The sequence below is a fragment of the Flammeovirga sp. EKP202 genome, assembly GCF_014534745.1.
Lineage (GTDB): Bacteria > Bacteroidota > Bacteroidia > Cytophagales > Flammeovirgaceae > Flammeovirga.
On the sequence record NZ_JACVVP010000018.1, the window covers coordinates 44,796 to 63,767 of the forward strand.

16 protein-coding genes are annotated in these 18,972 nt (G+C 33.5%); 8 read left to right on the forward strand and 8 right to left on the reverse strand.

Annotated elements, in window-relative coordinates:
- Positions 1 to 401: 401 nt before the first annotated feature.
- The 7 genes from IC221_RS12770 (at position 402) to IC221_RS12800 (ending at position 9,305) form a co-directional block, all read left to right on the forward strand.
- On the forward strand, positions 402 to 1,934 hold the full coding sequence (locus IC221_RS12770; RefSeq protein ID WP_188169340.1) for an aspartate aminotransferase family protein: 1,533 nt from the start codon (positions 402 to 404) through the stop codon (positions 1,932 to 1,934).
- Between the two features lie 11 nt (positions 1,935 to 1,945).
- Positions 1,946 to 3,265: a lysine N(6)-hydroxylase/L-ornithine N(5)-oxygenase family protein gene (locus IC221_RS12775; RefSeq protein ID WP_188169341.1), complete on the forward strand. Its 1,320-nt coding sequence runs from the start codon at positions 1,946 to 1,948 to the stop codon at positions 3,263 to 3,265.
- A complete protein-coding gene (locus IC221_RS12780) occupies positions 3,262 to 4,452 on the forward strand; it encodes an MFS transporter (protein ID WP_188169342.1) in 1,191 nt (396 codons plus the stop codon). Before IC221_RS12775 ends, IC221_RS12780 begins: the two co-directional genes overlap by 4 nt.
- A 5-nt stretch (positions 4,453 to 4,457) precedes the next feature.
- The gene (locus tag IC221_RS12785; protein ID WP_188169343.1) at positions 4,458 to 5,081 is read left to right on the forward strand and encodes a GNAT family N-acetyltransferase; all 624 of its coding nucleotides are present in this window, start codon (positions 4,458 to 4,460) and stop codon (positions 5,079 to 5,081) included.
- Positions 5,082 to 5,091: 10 nt separating this feature from the next.
- Positions 5,092 to 6,903 carry an IucA/IucC family siderophore biosynthesis protein gene (locus tag IC221_RS12790; RefSeq protein WP_188169344.1) on the forward strand — a complete coding sequence of 604 codons (1,812 nt, stop codon included), beginning with the start codon at positions 5,092 to 5,094 and terminating at the stop codon, positions 6,901 to 6,903.
- Positions 6,903 to 7,988, forward strand: a complete 1,086-nt coding sequence (locus IC221_RS12795; protein WP_188169345.1) for a heparan-alpha-glucosaminide N-acetyltransferase domain-containing protein — start codon at positions 6,903 to 6,905, stop codon at positions 7,986 to 7,988. Before IC221_RS12790 ends, IC221_RS12795 begins: the two co-directional genes overlap by 1 nt.
- A 159-nt stretch (positions 7,989 to 8,147) precedes the next feature.
- Positions 8,148 to 9,305, forward strand: coding sequence for a PepSY domain-containing protein (locus IC221_RS12800; protein ID WP_188169346.1), 1,158 nt, complete (start codon positions 8,148 to 8,150; stop codon positions 9,303 to 9,305).
- A gap of 238 nt (positions 9,306 to 9,543) precedes the next feature.
- On the opposite strand, the gene IC221_RS12805 is transcribed toward IC221_RS12800, so the two are convergent.
- Positions 9,544 to 10,404 carry a hypothetical protein gene (locus IC221_RS12805; protein ID WP_188169347.1) on the reverse strand — a complete coding sequence of 287 codons (861 nt, stop codon included), beginning with the start codon at positions 10,402 to 10,404 and terminating at the stop codon, positions 9,544 to 9,546.
- 428 nt (positions 10,405 to 10,832) lie between these two features.
- Between IC221_RS12805 and IC221_RS12810 the strand changes: the two genes are divergently transcribed.
- Complete coding sequence (locus IC221_RS12810; protein ID WP_188169348.1) at positions 10,833 to 12,149, forward strand: O-acetylhomoserine aminocarboxypropyltransferase/cysteine synthase family protein; 1,317 nt, start codon at positions 10,833 to 10,835, stop codon at positions 12,147 to 12,149.
- Positions 12,150 to 12,270: 121 nt separating this feature from the next.
- On the opposite strand, the gene IC221_RS12815 is transcribed toward IC221_RS12810, so the two are convergent.
- From IC221_RS12815 to IC221_RS12845, 7 genes are all read right to left on the reverse strand, one after another.
- On the reverse strand, positions 12,271 to 12,639 hold the full coding sequence (locus tag IC221_RS12815) for a phage holin family protein (RefSeq protein WP_044205843.1): 369 nt from the start codon (positions 12,637 to 12,639) through the stop codon (positions 12,271 to 12,273).
- Positions 12,640 to 12,776: 137 nt separating this feature from the next.
- Positions 12,777 to 13,457: a VOC family protein gene (locus IC221_RS12820; RefSeq protein ID WP_188169349.1), complete on the reverse strand. Its 681-nt coding sequence runs from the start codon at positions 13,455 to 13,457 to the stop codon at positions 12,777 to 12,779.
- 199 nt (positions 13,458 to 13,656) lie between these two features.
- Positions 13,657 to 14,442 carry a ThiF family adenylyltransferase gene (locus IC221_RS12825; protein ID WP_188169350.1) on the reverse strand — a complete coding sequence of 262 codons (786 nt, stop codon included), beginning with the start codon at positions 14,440 to 14,442 and terminating at the stop codon, positions 13,657 to 13,659.
- 3 nt (positions 14,443 to 14,445) lie between these two features.
- The gene (locus IC221_RS12830; protein ID WP_188169351.1) at positions 14,446 to 14,991 is read right to left on the reverse strand and encodes a hypothetical protein; all 546 of its coding nucleotides are present in this window, start codon (positions 14,989 to 14,991) and stop codon (positions 14,446 to 14,448) included.
- Between the two features lie 294 nt (positions 14,992 to 15,285).
- Complete coding sequence (locus IC221_RS12835; protein WP_188169352.1) at positions 15,286 to 16,821, reverse strand: DUF5018 domain-containing protein; 1,536 nt, start codon at positions 16,819 to 16,821, stop codon at positions 15,286 to 15,288.
- 518 nt (positions 16,822 to 17,339) lie between these two features.
- Entirely contained in the window at positions 17,340 to 18,053 is a 714-nt protein-coding gene (locus IC221_RS12840) for a hypothetical protein (protein ID WP_188169353.1), read from the reverse strand.
- Positions 18,054 to 18,226: 173 nt separating this feature from the next.
- Complete coding sequence (locus IC221_RS12845; RefSeq protein ID WP_188169354.1) at positions 18,227 to 18,751, reverse strand: hypothetical protein; 525 nt, start codon at positions 18,749 to 18,751, stop codon at positions 18,227 to 18,229.
- Between the last annotated feature and the right edge of the window lie 221 nt (positions 18,752 to 18,972).

The window sequence follows — 18,972 nt, forward strand, 5'->3', positions numbered from 1 at the left end:
GTGAGGCCCTAGTAAGTTTATCTAAGTTTTTTGAGTAGAATAGTTCTGATATTTCAATTTTCTCCATTGTATAGAGAGAGCTTTTCTTGTTGGTGATCGATTTATTTACAATTCAAAATTATACTTATTTAGATTAATTTAAAATAAATAACCCAAACCAAAGGCACTATATTATATTGTACTATTACAATCCATAAAAAGGTAAAACACTAATATTTATAACATTATAATTGTATTATTCATATCTCACGTTTACACTTATCAAAGATTTTATATCCTAATTCGTAATTTTAATTTCCGAATCCGATGCTTTTGGATGAAAAACCCAATCAATATTTGCAGTGTTATTTATAACTATTCTAAATAACAAAACTAAAATTACATCTTAACTTACCAACAAAATGATACCTTTATTAGCAAAGGAAAACAACCAGCAAAAAGCCAATGACTCTACAAACTTTTCATTTCTTTTTAATCAAGATGAGGATAATATCATCCGATACAAAAAAGGAGTCATTACGGCTACAAAGAGAATTTTTAAATTTCTAAAAAGAAGAAAAAAACCGTTTAGTGGAATTCAACATGAAGAACTAAGAACCGCCTTTGAACAAATCAACATCAATAAGACCCCTCTTGATGAACAATTTGTCATGGATGAGTTAGAAAATATTTATTTGGATCATGCAGTAGCATTTCATCTTCCAAAATACATCGCTCACCTTAACTGCCCGATTGTAATACCATCACTGATTGGTGAACAAATACTTTCAGCAGTCAATTCGTCTCTTGATACTTATGATCAAAGTGCCGGTGGTACATTCATTGAGCAGAAATTGATCGATTGGACGGGTAAACAAATTGGGTTCAAAACACCTGATGGTGTATTTACCAGTGGCGGTACGCAATCCAATTTAATGGCTGTTTTATTAATGAGAGACGCTTTTTATCATAAACGACAAAAGCATGATGTTACAATGAAAGGCGTTTCAAATGCTAAAGGTCAATTGAAAATCTTCTGCTCTGAGTGTAGTCATTTCAGTATTAAAAAAAGTGCAGCACTCTTAGGTTTAGGAGAAGAAGCAGTAGTGAGTATTCCTGTCTCTGACCAATTTGTGATGGATACTGAAGCCTTAGAGTCTGCTATTTTAAATGAATACATCAATGGCAACTGCCCAATCGGAATTGTAGCTACTGCCGGAACCACAGATTATGGTAGTATTGACCCCTTAAACAAAATAGCAACCATTGCACAACGATACCAAGTTTGGTTCCATGTGGATGCTGCTGTTGGAGGAGGATTATTACTATCTGATGAATATAAATATCTGTTAGCTGGTATAGAGAAATCTGATTCTACTACAGTAGATTATCATAAAACTTATTTTCAAACGGTAAGTTGTAGTGGTTTTGTAGTGAAAGATCCTAACTCACTTCATTTAATTAGTCATCATGCAGATTATTTAAATCCAAAAGATCATAAAGATGCAGGTGTTCCCAATCAAGTAGATAAATCACTTCAAACAACAAAAAGATTTGATGCCTTGAAATTATGGATGACTTTCCGTTTGATGGGTACAGATCAATTAGGTGCCTATTATGAGCAGACACTACAATTGACCCAAAAAGCAGCCAAAATTATTGAGTTGCATCGAGAATTTGAATTGTTAAACCCTCCTGCTTTACACTCTCTTGTATTCCGTTTCAAACCTGAAAACATGAATAATGAACAGCTGAATTCACTTAATATTTTGTTGAGGAAAAAGTTGTTTGCTGATGGTGAAGCTGTAGTTGCAGGCACAAAATTCAAGGGTAATTATTACCTGAAGTTTACCATTTTGAACCCTATTATGACGGAAGAAAACTTCGAAGAAATTTTATCAATTCTTTCACGAATAGGAAAACAAATCGTAGAAGACGAAAACAAAATCGCTTAAAAAAAATACAAATGAACGAAAAAATATATGACATTATTGGGGTTGGAATTGGTCCCTTTAATCTTGGGTTAGCTTGCCTTACTGAACCAATTGAAGAATTAGATTGCCTTTTCTTAGATAGAGCAGAACAATTTAATTGGCACCCTGGAATGTTGATGGAAAATACAACACTCCAAATTCCATTTATGGCCGATTTGGTTACTTTAGCGGACCCTACCAGTCCATATTCCTTTTTAAATTATGCTAAGCAAATGGGAAGAATGTATTCTTTTTATATCAAGGAAGACTTCCTCTTGCTAAGAAACGAATATAATTTGTATTGCCAATGGGTAGTACAACAACTTAATACCTTGAAGTTTTCAACAAACGTTGAAATGATATGCTTTAACGATGATGAACAAGTTTTTTATCTAACCTGTCTAACTTCTGAAACCAATGAACCTTTGATTTACAGGTGTAAAAAAGTGGTGTTGGGAACTGGAACTTCTCCTTACGTTCCCGACGCCCTCAAAGGTATAGGCGAAAAAGCAATTCATTCAGCTTCTTACCTAAAAAATAAAGCTGAACTTCAGAAGAAAAAAGCAATTACTGTAGTGGGAAGTGGGCAAAGTGCGGCTGAAGTATTTAGTGATTTACTAGAAGAAGTTGATGCTTATGGCTATCAATTAAACTGGATTACACGCTCACATCGTTTCTTCCCAATGGAATACACTAAACTGACGTTAGAGATGACCTCACCTGAGTATGTGGATTATTTCTATGAACTTCCATTGGCAAAAAGAGAAGCACTACTTCAAGAACAAAAGCACCTTTACAAAGGCATCAACTCAGATTTGATCAATGGTATTTTTGATACAATATATGCTAAGAAACTGATGAATGATGTAGATATTAACCTACGTACCAATTCAACAGTGACCGCCTCTACTATTGCTGGTGATAAAGTACAGCTTGAGGTATTCCAAAACGAGGAAGAAAAATTCTATCAGCATGACACTGAAGCTGTGGTAATGGCTACTGGGTATCATTATAAACTACCTTCTTTTATGGAAGGTCTACTTAAGCACGTTCAGTGGGATGAAAAGGGAAGATTAAGAGCGAATCGTAATTATACCATAGATAAGGGAAGTAAAAATATTTTTGTTCAAAATGCAGAACTTTACACACACGGTTTTGTTTCTCCAGATCTTGGTATGGGGAGCTATCGTAATTCATATATCATCAAGGAGATTACGGGCAAAGAGTATTACCCTATCGAAAAGAAAATCGCATTCCAACAATTCAAAGTATCTGAAAAAGAGGAAATCATAAAAGAAGAAGTTCTGGTATGAAAGTGAAAACAATACTAATGCTCATCACACTTGTTGCTGTGGTGAGCGACACTATGCTACATCCCTTCTACCCTCAGTTTTTTGGAGAAAGGTTTGGAGTTTTTAGCTCAGAACATGTTGGGTATTATTTAGCTGCTTGTTGTTTAACAGTTATGGTAGCTTTCCCATTTTGGGCAAAAGTACAAAAGAATGCAGATCTTTTTTCTTTACTGATTTATACGCAGCTGATAGCGGGATTACTGTGTGTAAGTATCTATTGGATAGATCACATTGTGCTTTTCTGGGGAATTGCTTTAACGATGATATTCTTCAAGGGTAGTTATTTATTGATCTATCCTTATATCATGCAATTGGATGAAGAAGATGAACACACCTCCTCGATTAGTATTCTTTCGGTGATTGTTCATTTAGGGGCTATCATGGGTGCTTTTATTGGAGGTGCAATAGTAGATTATATTGATACTTATGTAGTCTTTTTCATTATGGCAATGGGTGATTTCACACAGTTAGGCGTTTGTTTTTATCTTAAATACAGAAGAAAAGTAAAATCTATTGTACATGAAGAAGCAAGCACCCAACAAGGTTTTTTCCATATCAAAAAACCAATTTTTATGATTGGAGCCATTACAATGACACTCTATTTCAGTACATTTTTGATTCGTCCTTTCTTCTCTGTCTATTGGGAAATTATTTCTGAATATGATAGTAAAGTTATTTCAGGTTTAATGTACTCACTTCCTGCATTTGTTGGTTTGATAGCTCTATGGTACAACCACAAGTTCAAATCGGAAAAAAGTAGTTTTAAACAAATATTACCTGCAGTTGTATTGGGCATTGTAGGAATTGCTTTACAGGGAAGTATGATAGAGGGAGTCGTCATCGTGGGGCGATTAATATATGGTTGGGCCATTTTCCAGCTTTATGTACAATTTGATGTCATAGCCTTCACACTTTCAACACCATCAGATTATGCTACAGATTACAGTAGGATTCATTTGATGCAAAACTTTGGTGTTTTGGTTTCCTCAATGATTGCGGGATTTACCGTAGATCTTTTCTCTATACAAATGACATTTTGGATGTCAATCGTTGGGTTCCTATTTACTGGTAGTTTCTTCCTTTTAGGATTTAATAGCTACTTGAAAAAAGAAGAAGAGGAACCAGAATTAACAACAGCAAATGCTTAGATATAATGGTACAAAATATATATGAAACTCCTTTCGGAATTGACTTTTGGGCAAAAAAAGCCGCCGAAAGTAGTTACAACATTAATCAGGATTTATCATTTAAATTCGCTCCTTTTCAATTAGACAAAGATATTCCATTGCTCCACCATTGGGTCAACCAACCTTATGCAAAATATTGGCAATTGGAAAATAGTTCCATCGAAACAGTATACGCTTCCTATAAAGAAATTTTAGATGGAAAGAATACTTGTGTTTTTTGGGGTGTGCTCAATGATAAGAAAGTGTTTTTAGTAGAGTTCTACTATGCTCCTAAAGACAGAGTAGGTGAACATTATGATGCTAAAATTGGGGATTATGGATTTCATATTCTTGCTGGTCCTAAAGAAACGGTAATTTCTCAATTCACTACTCATATTTTCGTTTACCTGCTCACTTTCTTATTTCAACAAGATGAAGTAGAAAGAGCGGTTGTTGAACCTGATATCAATAATGAAAAAATTCATGTTTTAAATAAAAAAGCAGGGTTTACTTATAACAAAAAAATAGAGTTCGAAGAGAAAACTGCCTTTCTAGCATTTAATGATAGAAATAGTTTTCAAAAAGCATTAGACCACATTCAACTTCCTTGATTTTATCATCATGAATAGATTATCACTAGCAAATCATAAAGAAGCCATTGATCATTTAAAGGCTTCCACTTGGAAACAAGTCAATAGAAAATATGTAAGTAAAGCGATGAGTGAATTTGCACACGAAAAGCTATTACAACCTACACTTATTGCTGAGGATGAGTTTTCTACTTATCAAATTCAAAGCTCAGATCAGCAAGTAAGCTATATTTTCAGAGCCAAGATATTACAACTAGACCATTGGTGGATTAAACCTGAAACCATTGTAAAACAAGTGTATGGCAAAAATGTAGACCTCTCGTTACTTGATTTTATTCAAGAGTTCAAAGATCAATTGGAAATTCCTTCTGAAATGTTACCCACCTATCTAGAAGAAATTACCAATACACTTTACTCTTTAAATTATAAATATACTCATCATACCACTTCAGCACTTACTCTTGCTGATTCAAGTTTCCAGACAATAGAAGGTAATATGATTGAGGGCCATCCCTGTTTCGTTGCCAACAGTGGGAGAATTGGTTTTACTGCTCAAGACTTCCTGCACTATTCCCCTGAGGCATCAAACGGGTTTCAATTATTGTGGTTAGCAGGACATCGTTCTGTCGCCACTTTTACCTCTATTGCTGGATTGAGTTATGAAGATGTAATGCATCAAGAAATGGGTGAAGCTCAATTTCAAATCTTCCAAAATATCTTAAAAGTACAAGGCCTAGACCCTGAAGATTATATCATCTTTCCAATGCACCCTTGGCAATGGCAAAGTAAGTTGTCTACTATTTTCTCTTCTGATATCACCAAAAAGAAGCTTATTTTACTAGGAGAAGGTTCTGATACTTATCAACCTCAACAATCAATAAGAACGCTTTACAATAGAAGTTACCCTGAAAAGTATTATGTAAAAACAGCACTTTCTATTCAAAACATGGGCTTTTTACGTGGACTTTCACCTTATTATATGCAGTCTACGCCTTCCATCACTGAATGGATCAATCAAAAACTTCAACCCGATGAGTACTTACGAAAATATGGTTTTGAAATGTTGGGTGAAGTGGCAACTCTAGGATATAGAAATACTAATTTCGAATCTTTAGGAAGAACAAACGCTTATAATAAAATGTTGGCAGTGCTCTGGAGAGAATCGCCTGAGCATTATTTAAAAAATGACCAAAAAGCTACTACAATGGCTTCTTTGTTACATATCACGCCAGAAGGGGAATCATTACTTAAAGCATACATTCAAACTTCACAACTTTCTCCTCAAGAATGGATCAATTGTTATCTGAATGTTTATTTAAAACCTCTTCTTCATTGTTTATATCAACATGAAATAGCCTTCATGCCTCATGGAGAAAACCTTATCCTCAGAATGGAAAATAACATTCCTGTAGGTATCTTCATGAAAGACATCACTGAAGAAGTTGTCTTGTTTGAAGAAGAAGAAGGTCTGCCAGAACCTGTTCAACGATTAGTGGTCAAAACGACAGATGAAATCAAAGCTCTAAGTATCTTAACCGATGTATTTGATTGTTTCTTCCGTTTCGTTGGTCAAATCGTGGAAGAACATGAGGTGATGAAAGAGGGGCAATTCTGGGAATTAGTGAGTGATTGCATACTATCATATCAAGCAGAGAACCCTCATTTGTCTGAGAAATTTGCTAAAAGCGATCTTTTTAGTGAGGATTTTATTCTTTCCTGTTTAAACCGACTTCAACTTCAGAACAATAAGCAAATGGTGGATCTTACAGATCCTGTTAATAGTTTGCAATTTATTGGTAGAATTAAGAATCCAATCCGACAATTTCAATCTAACTACGCTTAATGATGAGCACACAACGATTACATTCGCTCGATTTTTTTAGAGGAGTAAGTGTCCTCTTTTTGATTCCACTACACTGTATGATGATGTATGCATCTGCTGAAACATGGAACGACAGCAACCTTGGTTTCATCATGAAATGGATAGAAAGGGGCAGTCCATCTTTTATGGTGGCAATGGGTATTTCCTTTGTTTTTTCTAAACGTCAGAGTTTTAAAGCATTACTTATTCGTGGTTTTAAAATAGTAGGAATAGGGTATTTACTCAATACATTTAAGTTCATTATACCGATGCTCTTGGGGTTTTTCCCAGAAAACCTGATCGTTGCTCATGGATTAAACCCAGAGCATCTTATAGATAATTCAATTCACTTTTTACTTCTTGGAGACATACTTCAATTGGCAGGGGTGTCATTAATTATCATGAGTTTTTGTGTTCCTATTTTCAAGAATAAATATGTAATACTTGCAGTGGCATTGAGTATAGTACTTTCCACAAGAGCAGTAAGCGGTATTCGTTTGGGAATTGGTGGTGTCGATTATGTGCTGGATCTCTTATGGGGAAATCAGTATAATGTTTATTTCCCAGTTTTCCCTTGGATGGGCTTTATTCTTCTAGGAAGGTTTGTAGGAGAATTGTACAAAGAGAATAAAACGAATATTCCATTTTTCTTCCAGAAAGTACTATTACTTTCTGCTACAACAATTGTCATTGGCGCTTCTCTTTGTTACTATAACTATGACTATCACTTTGGAGACTACTATCATTTAGGTCCAGGTGGTATGTTATTGCTACTCGGGGTAAATACTTCGTTTATCTATTTTTCGCACTTTATCTCAAAAATTATTTTAAACACCAGTTTATTTCAATTTCTGGTTTATGCGAGTAAGAATGTGACTATTATTTATTTCCTTCAATGGGTGGTCATTGATTGGGGAATGGGTCTTTTCGGATTCGCAACCATGAACCAACAAGGTGTATTAATGATTATACCTATTTATTCGTTTCTCGTTTTCGCAATACTAACAGTTTTTGATAAAGTATTCAGAAACAAATCTTCACTTACTGAAAGTTTAGCTACTCAGTAAGTCCAATTTCCTATAAATAAAGAGTCCATACTTAAACCTTCCTCAATATTTGAGGAGGGTTTTATGGCGTATTACTAATAGCTTGAAATAATGCTTTCAAATAGTAAATAAAAGTCGATAAAAATGCTTTTTTGGGGCAACATTTTTTACATCTCTCTCATGAACAAGAAATCAATAAAAAAAATATTTAGAAAACTACATTTATATACAGGCTTTATATCAGGTCTTATTGTATTTATTTTAAGTATAACAGGTTGTTGTTGGGTATTTAATAAAGAAATTAAAAACTACTTTGATGACTATTCACAAATAATACCACAGAATAAAGAAGTACTCTCTCCTTTAAAAATCAAAGAAATCGCCGCTGAGGTTTTTCCTGGGCATTTGATTCATGGTATTGCTTACCAAGGAGATAACAAGGCTACTGAAGTTATATTTTATGAAGCTGACCCAGAGTTTTACAGGTCCGTTTATATCAATCCATACGATGGAAAAGTATTACATTCAGAAGATCATCTTTCCGGTTTCTTTGCCTTTGTACTCAGAGGACATGTCAGTTTATGGTTACCCGAAGATATAGGTACACCTCTTACATCTTACGGCACTTTTACTTTTCTTTTTATTATTATATCAGGAATTGTGCTTTGGTGGCCTAATTCGAAAAAACAAAGAAAACAACGCTTTACTTTTGATTGGAACGAAAAAACTAAATGGAAAAGAAAAAACTATGATTTACACAGTATTGTTGGGTTTTATGCTTCTGCATTAAGTCTTACGATTGCCTATACTGGTGTAGTTATTGGTTTGGGGTGGTTTGCTTTTGTTACTTACAAAGCCGTAGGCGGTGAAAAATCACTTTATTTCTTGCATCCCAATAATGACTCTGAAGTGAACATTACTCTGACAGATGAAAATAATGCTATGCACAATATTTATCCGTTGGTAAAGGAACAATATCCTGACTTTGAAACGATCGAGGTGCATATTCCTTCTGAAGATAGTCTTTCAATATTGGTTGAAGTAATTTATGGTGATAGGTATTATGACATCGATTATTTATTCTACGATCAGTATTCCAGCCAACTTATACCTACTGAAAGTATTTACGGAACTTATGCAGATGCTAATTTTTCTGATTTAGTCATGAGAATGAATTATGACATTCATGTTGGAAGCATCTTAGGACTCACTGGTAAAATCATTGCATTTCTGACTAGTCTTATTGTATCTACCTTGCCCGTCACTGGTTTTTTAATGTGGTATGGAAGAAACTTTAAAAAGAAAAATGTCCCACAAAAAGCAAGTGTTATAATTTAAAGCACTAACCTTAAAATTAGAAAATAAAAAAAGCATGTTTGAACTCTAGTATCACCATTATTGGTTGAATAGCGTTCAGACATGCTCTTTTTGTATGATTCAATAAATTAGAATTAAATTATCGTCAACTTTCTATCGGCCTTTCTGCAAGAATTTATAGGGTATACCCCATAAAGTCTAATAGAAATATGGATTATCATTAAACGAAAACTTAGTTGTCAGTGTTTTTATACCTATCTTAAAAATAACCTTCCTTCTGTTCTAAAGTATAATATGTTTTGTCATGGATAGGGTTGTAAACCAATAAGCACAAATCATTTTGAGCACCATAAAAGCATCCACTCTTGTACTCACATTTGTTTAATTTCTTATGGAAAATGGGCACACCATTATTGATAGATGATAAAATGTCATTTTTAGTGGGGATCGCATAAACATTTACCTCATTATTAGTAACGATTAATATTTCTGTCAAATCACTAGAAAGCTGTACATCAGTCACTTCAGTAAGTTCTAGTTCTCCCACTTTTTCTAAAGTTCCTTTTTCCAACTTAGAAGAAATTCCATAAACTTCTGTTTTCTCTTTACCAAAAGTAAAAATAAAAAACTGCTTCAATTTTGGATGATACACCATTGCTTTTGCATCTTTTTTACCCTCAGGGTAAATAAAAGTCTTAGTTGATGGCACCACAAATTGATCTCTGATTTCACTTTCAGCAATTGAAAATACTTGAATATTTTTTCTCTTTTTAGATGGATCGCCAATATCACCTATGTGTAATGTATTTTCATAATTGGAAATACCCTGCCAACCAAAGGAAATACTTCGGACAAAAACCTTTTCCTTTGTTTTCCCGGTTTTAGGATTAACTAGGAATAAATAGGGTTCATTTTCGGTTTTGGTCTGAATCCACAAGGACTTCAAATTATCCGAATAAACCATTCCTGTTATATTCTTTTTATTTAAGTCTAATTCTTGTTTTTGAATAGTCTTATAAGTTATCTTTTTAGGAATCTCGTTTTGATTTTCAATTGATTTACAACTGAACAAACTAAATCCAAAAGAAATAGTGACGGTAATGTAAAGTATATATCTCAATTTAGTAAAGTAGTAAGTATTATAGTTCAATACATCAGATTTAGTATTTAATCATAAAGTTACCTGCTTTAAAAAGGAGTTGTGAACTCCATAATCATACATTTAGAAAGATTAAGATAGATTGTGAAATAACGCAATACACATTAACTCTTCTGACTTTTTTTAACAACAATTCCATTCTTAAATCTCATTTCCATTCTACATACGATTTCTTCATTACTTTTATCATATTTCAATAAAATAGGCCTTAAATTTCTATCTTTTAAAGAAAAGAAGGGTTATATTAAAAACTGCAAAAATCATGTAGAATATTTTGTAGGTAAAGTAACTTTCCTTTACTTTACCTATAGATTCAGTAGAGTATTACTTTTCACCTGAATCCAAACTAATTCAAATCAAGTTGTTTATTTAAAAATAGATACTAAGAAATGAGCGATTACAAATTCGAAACATTACAATTACATGCAGGCCAAGAAGTAGACCCAACAACTAATTCAAGAGCCGTACCCATTTATCAAACTACATCTTACGTTTTTGATAACGCAGAACATGCTGCCAACCTTTTTGGTTTAAAAGAGTTTGGTAACATCTATACTCGTATCATGAACCCAACAACTGATGTTTTTGAAAAAAGAATGGCCGCTTTAGAAGGTGGTGTAGCTGCCGTTGCTACGGCATCAGGTCAGTCAGCTCAATTCCTTGCTTTGACTAACATCATGGAAAATGGAGATAACTTTGTTTCATCTTCTTTCCTTTACGGTGGTACTTACAATCAATTCAAGGTACAATTTAAACGTCTTGGTATTGAGGCTCGCTTTGCTGAAGGTGATACTCCTGAAGCGTTCGCAGCTAAAATCGATGAGAACACAAAAGCCATTTATTTGGAAACAATCGGTAATCCAGAATTAAACATTCCCGATTTTGAGAAAATTGCCGAAATCGCAAAAGATAATAAAATTCCATTAGTTGTAGACAACACTTTTGGTGCTGGTGGATATTTATTCCAGCCTCTAAAACATGGTGCTAACATTGTAACAGCATCTGCTACAAAATGGATTGGTGGACATGGAACTTCAATTGGTGGTATCATCGTTGATGGTGGTAACTTTGATTGGGGTAATGGTAAATTCCCAATCTTCACTGAACCTTCTGAAGGGTATCATGGATTGAAATTCTGGGAAGTATTTGGTGAAGGCAACCCTCTTGGTTTACCAAATATTGCATTTGCAATCAGAGCCAGAGTGGAAGGACTTCGTGATTATGGTCCAGCAATCAGCCCATTCAACTCTTTCCAGTTGACACAAGGTTTAGAGACACTTTCTCTTCGTATGGAAAGAATTGTAGCCAATGCTCAAACTCTTGCTGAAAAATTGGAAGCACATGAGTTAGTAGAAAAAGTAAACTACCCAGGCTTGAAATCAAGTAAATATTATGAGTTAGCTCAAAAGTACTTGACAAATGGTGCCGGTGGTGTATTTAGTTTTGAGGTGAAAGGAGGTTATGAAGCAGCAAAAACTTTTGTCTCTTCATTAAACTTAGTTTCTCATTTAGCCAACGTGGGCGATGCTAAAACTTTAGCGATTCACCCGTCATCTACTACGCATGAACAATTAAGTGCTGAAGAGCAATTGACTAGTGGCGTAACTCCAGGTATGGTCAGAATCTCAACAGGTTATGAGCATATCGACGACATCTTAGCAGATATCGAGCAAGCTTTACAGAAAACGCAAGTTCCTGTAGCATAAGTTTTTTGCTCTAAAAAATAAATGGTGAATTATTATTGCTTTCTATAAAGTGTAAGCATTAATAATTCACCATTTTTTATTGTCAATGCTGATGATAGTTAACTCAGCATTCATCTTTCAATTAGTCTCTTTGTACCCCAAATACACTATCCAAAAATGTTAATACTGTAGAGTAAACAAGGCTAAACAAAAATGACATTGTTAGACCACCCGTGCCAAAACCATCAATCAATGATCCTGCCCAGTAAAACATCAGTGCATTGATAACCAACAAGAAAAGACCTAACGTCAAAACTGTAATTGGCAATGTTAGTATAGTTAGAATTGGCTTTACAATAGCGTTCATAAAACCAATGGCCAAGGCTGCCCAAATTGCAGTCCCATAATCTGTTAAATGTATTCCCGAACTAGGTGCTATCCATTGGAAAAAGCCTGCACATGCCCATACGGCAATCGCTGAGACTAAAATTCTAATGACAAAATTTTTCATAATGCGTATATATACTTGATTATAATATGTTTACCTTAAAAGTCATTCCAAAATAATTGAAAAACCTCAATTCTAATGCTCCATACTTAAGTAATTGTATTTATTAACGGAATTTCTAATCTGAATGAAAAGAAATATTATTCTTCTTCAAAAATGCCCTCTTCTTCCTTGAACTGAAGCCTTATCTCCTCCCCTTCGTTTTCCAAGTCAATTTTAAAACTAGATGACAGAGCAACGTCCTCAGTAGGAAACCATGTTCCTTTTTTATCATTATTAATACAGATAAATAAGCCTTCTGGATTCCCAACTGCACAAAACCGTTGAAATGAACCATCATATATAGGCATTGATTGATCGGTAGACCGAAGGATAGATTGATACACTTTTTCAATGTCTTTTGATGGAACACCTATTTCAGAGATAGAGATAATAGACGATGCTTCAAAGTTTTCATTTCCATTTCCTGACACTTCTTCCCTTCCTATCAATTCTACTATATTTTTATCTTTATCATAAAAATAAATTGCTTTTGCTTTCCAAGCTGAAAAATCTTGAATATCTGAGGCTCCTTCTTTTAATATTGTAACCCTTTCTTTTAACCAAATCACTGCTTTTTCAATGAGTTCAAATGGAATATTGAAGGCAAAGTGGTAAGGTTTACTTTCTTCCGATTTTTGAAAAACTAATTCTGATGCCCCTACTTTTAGCGATATATTTTCTTCGTTTTTACTCAGAAGGGGAATCCCTAATGTATTCTGATAGAAATGTAGTTGGTCTTCAAGATGTGTTGAATTTAAGTACAGTTTTCGAATTTTCATAGAAGTGGGTTAATGCCAAAACGAATTTCTAATTTACATTTTTAAGTGTGAAGACACAAAAGAAATTAATGAAACAGCTCGTATAATAATTAGATGTTAACTGTTTTCTACCAAAGAAATACTTCATATTCTACACTTATTAAGAAAAAAAGACTTCCCAAATGAATGAGAAGTCTTCAATGTATAATTTCTATACGATCTATCCTTTTTTAATAGCATAATCGTACTGATCCATAAATATTCCCTTATTGTCAGTATGCTTTTGGTCCGTTAAAACTTTAAATGTCTCATTGGCCATAAGCGTACCGGACAGCCAAACCACAGGTGCTAAACTTGGTCTTGGACGTTTTCCGTTCAAAACATCATCTACACAATCTTTATCAATAATGGAAAATGGTGAAAAGTGAGAAAAAGTATACTCTACTTCTTTTTTGACAGCTTCAGTGCACATTTCTTCAGTGATTGCCTCAATTGGCACCCCTGCCGTAGGTAATTCTAAATAATCTTCCCAATGGGGACTATCCGGCTTCATTACAAAAACACTTGCATAAGGCGTCAACCAAGCATCCACAATAGTAATATTCTTCTTTCTAGCCGTACGTTCTAATACAATACTACTGAACATGTCATCCATGCCATTAATGATCACATCTACATTCTCCAATAATTGTTCAACATTAGCCAATTGCACCGGTTCATTAAAGGCTCGAATATTCAGTTCATTATTAATTTCTAAGAACTTTTCTTTCAAAACCTCCGCTTTGTGTTGACCAATAGTTGTCGAATTAGAATGCAATTGTCTATTACAATTTGACGCTTCGAAAATATCAAAATCACAGATTGTAATATTACCAACTCCCATTCTAACGAGCACTTCAGCGGCCACTCCACCCATACCTCCAACACCTGCTATCAGTACAGAACCCTCAGAAAGTTTTGCTTGTTGCATCTCAGTAATTAACCCTAAATTTCTTTCAAACATCATCGTTTAGCTTTTTGTTTCGAGTAATGGATTATCAATAAAAGTCTCTTTCGTAATGATATAAATAGGGTTATCTATTTCTTCAGGATCATTGTGATCAAAAAGAAATTGATCCGATTTATAAAAACGAGAACCTGTTAGCTTATTCACGTTTTCGATGAAAGTCGGGACTTTTTTTTCTACTTCTGAGATACTAACTCTTTTTCCTCCAAGTCTTTCAAGATTACGGGTTGATTCTTCAGAATTAAACATAATACTATAACAAGGGGCAGTTCTTGTTGCTGCTTTCAAATAAGGATAAGATACAAGTTCTTTTACTTCGTCCCTTCCTATTGTAGTATGAGCATAGGTAAAATCTCCAAAATCATGATAAAAAGTGATTAACATTAACTTCCCTGTTTTTCTATGCTTGACAGCAAAAAACTTATTTTCTGCAAACAGTTGTTCAACATTAATATTACGATGCTGAACGCTAGGTAGTCTCTTTAACAGTAGTTTGTCGTGTTCTGGAAGTTCAGTCACGACGATGAGGTCTTCGATTGAAATTTTCAAAATGATTTAAATTAATAAGAGCTAAAAGTTATATAAAACAATGGTACTTCTGCTTTAAGTTAAGTGGTATAGTAACATTGCGTTAGTTTTGCATGACCATTTTAGGCTCTTAAATATAACCTCATATCATTACCTATCAAATAGTATTATGAGAATTACATTATAACATTTTACACAATCTATTATAATAACAAATTACCTCATCATTCGTCTACAAGTTATAAAGTAAACGACTGATGAGGTAAAATCAGGTTTTGACAGTTTAATAAATAAAACCAAGGTCAACCCTAAAGGTTAGTTACAAACATCCTCCTCGTCTTTTGTGATCACAATATTTAGATTGTTGATTTCATTCTTTTTATCACACAATCCTGGAGGAATCTCTGTCAGTGGATTGTTTTGTATATTCAGTGTAATCAATCTTGGCAAGTTAACCAACTCATTTGGAAGCTCGTTAATATTGTTATTTTGAATGCTCAGACTCAAAAGATTATTCATGTCCCCTATTTCTATTGGGAGTGCAGTGAGTTCATTATATTGCAAATGAAAAATCATCAATGATTTAAGTTTTCCAATCTCGGAAGGAATAGATGACAATTTATTATCGTATAAACTCAATATCTCCAATTTCTTAAGGTCACAAACCTCTTTTGGCAACTCTTTCAAGTCAGTTCCTACAACTGTTAAACTTGTAAGTTCTGATAATTCACCAAAACTTTTTGGGATCTCATTCACATAAATAGTGGAGATAATTAATCTTGTTACTCTACCATCTGTGATTGTTACACCCTGCCACTCTTCCATAGATTCAGCATTCAAGTCCCAATCTAAGTAAGTAAAAAGGGTGTTGTAAGCTTTATTGATAGTATAGAATTCTTCTAAAACAGCTCTGTCATTTTCTAAAGAAGTTTCTTTCATTAAGCTCACATTCACTTTGTATTCTTGCGTGCTTCTATCTTCCGCCATTACTTCATAAGTAATTTCTTGAGTAAAATCTTGAGCTGTATTTAATGATGGAGAAATAGTAGAGTTATCGCTTATTTCAATAATTGGAGTTAGGTTCCTTAAATCAGTATTATAAGGTAAAGACACCGAAATTTCGTAATTGTCATGGTCAATCTCCCCTTCATATAAAATGTCATCGACCTTGAAGTCAAATGATTTGATTTTTTTATCACTATTCAAAGTAGTAATAAGGAAGGTGTATTCTACCTTTGTTATCCCATCTTGAGCCGTAACCATAAATTTTACTTCTTGTGTAAAGTCTATTGTTTGGCCTTGATCTGGGGTAATAGACGCACCTTGAGAGAGTTCAATGGATGGTACTAAAGCAGATAAATCAACAGCATCAGAGACTTGCATTTTTATTGTAGAACCTTCTATCTCAGTGGATATAGCTTCTTCTAATTGTGGGTTGTTACTGGTCAAAAAATTAAAAGAAATAATTGACGCAACATCACTTTTCTGAACGGAAGCCTTCACGGTATAAGTCGTTGTGATATACCCTTCACCACTCAATGTATACGTCTTTGGACTGGAAAAATCTTGTGGCTCAATAGTGTTAGGTGTAATACTTATCCCTTCCGCAACACTTATTGTTGGGTTTAAATTTGAAAGGGATGTGAGAGCCGGAAAAGTTACATTGATGACCTTTTCCTCCGAATCGATTACTCCGTAGATGTCTTCGGAAAGACCACTGTTATAGACGGCCTCAAATTTAAATTCTTTGATTGTTGGGATGATAGACGCTTTTTCGATTTCATCTTTTTCACAAGAAATCAAAAGTAGAAAAAATGAAAAGATAAATGGAAGTGTGATTCTTAGTTTCATATTAATTGATTATTATTTAGTAATACATTTTAGGAATGTATTCGGAATTTGGATTCAAAAGAATTAGCTATTTTAAATGTTAGAAAATTCCATACAATCGGTTAGTACCCTGACGTATGGAACACCATCATTTTAAACAAAGTGACACTAGTTAAAGACCGTAATCTCTTGCCTTGAAATCTTGATTGATTTTAAGTATAAATTCAAAACTAACTATGATTTATTTTTGACTTAGTACTAATTGATAATTAGGTATTAAAGAGATAATAGGTGAAAGAGTGAAGCTTGTTTTTCTAAAATTATGGAAAGAAAGTATCCTCCTCTCAAAAGTATATTTTAATAGGTTAAAAATGATTTATGCATTTCAAAAAGGCATGACTCAAACTTTCCGGGCTTGAAATTAGTGATTATCTATTGTATCACAAAGAAAAATATAACACTTAACACAACGTTTTTATTCCAGATCAATTTAATTCATAAAACGAGGTTCAAAAAAGGAAGTTAGGACAGTTTTTGAATCAACAGGCATAATCAATTCGAATCAAAACTTTTTCTCCATCACGCCATCTTATCCAACCTATTTCCCCCAATACAGTTTTTACTTTTACCCAATCGCCCTCCATATCTATTGATTCTGCTTTCCATATTTTGTATTTGCTCACTTTTGGATTTTCAATTACGATGCTACTGTATTTAGGTTCTTTTTTCAAGGGATTAGTTACTCGATTAAAATCAAGATGCATTGGTTCCATTGTCCATTTGAGTATAAATTCTTTGATGGTTTCTTTCTTAAAGTTTTTATCTTTTTTCTTTATCCATCCAAACTCATTTTCATTCAGTTTTACTTTATATAGATTTTCTGTAGAATCTGTACACTCAAAAGAAAGTCTGAAATAGTCAGGATTATCTACCCAAAGCCAAGGGCTAAAGGGGTTGGAAGAATCAAAAGATTTAAATACTTTTCCGTTAAAATTAGTTACGACCCCAAGAGAATCATCAAAAGCTATTCTAACAATTGGATTATTATCTTTATCATTAAGAATAATGGAGTCTTGGTGATAATCAAAATCATTTGAAGGGGTAATGAAGCAAATTCCTTGTATATTTTTTTCCGTTGAAAAAGGATATTCTAAAAGTTGATTCAAATAGTGTAAATGAGCGGAGTTATCGTTTTGAGAGTAACAGTTTAAGCTGAGGAAAATGACTGTTATTGAAGTTATTATCTTTTTCATAATTGAAGTTGCATGGCTTTTATATGTCTACAAAGTAACGTTCTGGATATAAATTAAAACTATCATCTTTACTTTCTCTTAAAGTTAGAGTCAGAAAAGGTAAAATAAAAAAAGACTTCTCAATAAATCGAAAAGTCTAATGTGGGATTTCTTTATTTCATTAAGTTGTTGCTTTAAATATCATCTTTTACATGCAAGATTATATCTCTGTAGAGATCCTTAGTAGTTTTATATTTTTCTGTGTTCTCTCCCGTTTCAGTTTGCATAATTAGTGTATCTTTTCCGATCATTCTTTTCCATTCTTGGTAAAAAACAAAAAGATTGACGATCTCTTTTTTAACTTTAGGAAAAGTCAACACCATCATATTTTTTAATGCCTCATACTCACCCAGTAAGTCACAAGCCTCTTGATAGAGCGACCATTTTTCTTGACTTATTTGTACCTCATTGATAAGCAAAGGGTGTGTTTCAGCGACTCCTGTATTATGATGGCCTCGAACATAGAATGAATTATTTCTATATCTTAAAGAGATAAACTTCCCGTGCAATTTAGAGAAATCACTTAATAATCGTTTTTTTAGCTCTTTCTTTTTCAGATGGTAATTAATCAACTGGGTAAATATCCCTCCGATTATGATAATTATTAGAAGCTGAAATGAGAATTTAATTATTTCGTACTTAAAAGTTGTTAGATCCATTTTTCCTAGTTAATAACATTCAGTATTCACCATATGTCACATTAATTATTTTGCTGTGTTATGACATTCACTCGTTACAAAATCACAATTCAACTCGCAAGATAGTTAACAACATTAAACAAACAAGCACAAAAGATTATTATTCTATTATAAATTATTAATGCTATGGATTGTTATAAGAGCATTCAATCGGTTGTAATCAAAAAAGAAAACAAGCCATA

What these genes read in the sequence shown, in the direction of transcription:
- IC221_RS12785 (WP_188169343.1), top strand. Translation starts at nt 4,458, where the DNA reads ATGGTACAAAATATATATGAAACTCCTTTCGGAATTGACTTTTGGGCA.
- IC221_RS12795 (WP_188169345.1), top strand. Translation starts at nt 6,903, where the DNA reads ATGATGAGCACACAACGATTACATTCGCTCGATTTTTTTAGAGGAGTA.
- IC221_RS12790 (WP_188169344.1), top strand. Translation starts at nt 5,092, where the DNA reads ATGAATAGATTATCACTAGCAAATCATAAAGAAGCCATTGATCATTTA.
- IC221_RS12775 (WP_188169341.1), top strand. Translation starts at nt 1,946, where the DNA reads ATGAACGAAAAAATATATGACATTATTGGGGTTGGAATTGGTCCCTTT.
- IC221_RS12815 (WP_044205843.1), bottom strand. Translation starts at nt 12,639, where the DNA reads ATGAAAAATTTTGTCATTAGAATTTTAGTCTCAGCGATTGCCGTATGG.
- IC221_RS12800 (WP_188169346.1), top strand. Translation starts at nt 8,148, where the DNA reads ATGAACAAGAAATCAATAAAAAAAATATTTAGAAAACTACATTTATAT.
- IC221_RS12835 (WP_188169352.1), bottom strand. Translation starts at nt 16,821, where the DNA reads ATGAAACTAAGAATCACACTTCCATTTATCTTTTCATTTTTTCTACTT.
- IC221_RS12770 (WP_188169340.1), top strand. Translation starts at nt 402, where the DNA reads ATGATACCTTTATTAGCAAAGGAAAACAACCAGCAAAAAGCCAATGAC.
- IC221_RS12780 (WP_188169342.1), top strand. Translation starts at nt 3,262, where the DNA reads ATGAAAGTGAAAACAATACTAATGCTCATCACACTTGTTGCTGTGGTG.
- IC221_RS12840 (WP_188169353.1), bottom strand. Translation starts at nt 18,053, where the DNA reads ATGAAAAAGATAATAACTTCAATAACAGTCATTTTCCTCAGCTTAAAC.
- IC221_RS12820 (WP_188169349.1), bottom strand. Translation starts at nt 13,457, where the DNA reads ATGAAAATTCGAAAACTGTACTTAAATTCAACACATCTTGAAGACCAA.
- IC221_RS12845 (WP_188169354.1), bottom strand. Translation starts at nt 18,751, where the DNA reads ATGGATCTAACAACTTTTAAGTACGAAATAATTAAATTCTCATTTCAG.
- IC221_RS12825 (WP_188169350.1), bottom strand. Translation starts at nt 14,442, where the DNA reads ATGATGTTTGAAAGAAATTTAGGGTTAATTACTGAGATGCAACAAGCA.
- IC221_RS12810 (WP_188169348.1), top strand. Translation starts at nt 10,833, where the DNA reads ATGAGCGATTACAAATTCGAAACATTACAATTACATGCAGGCCAAGAA.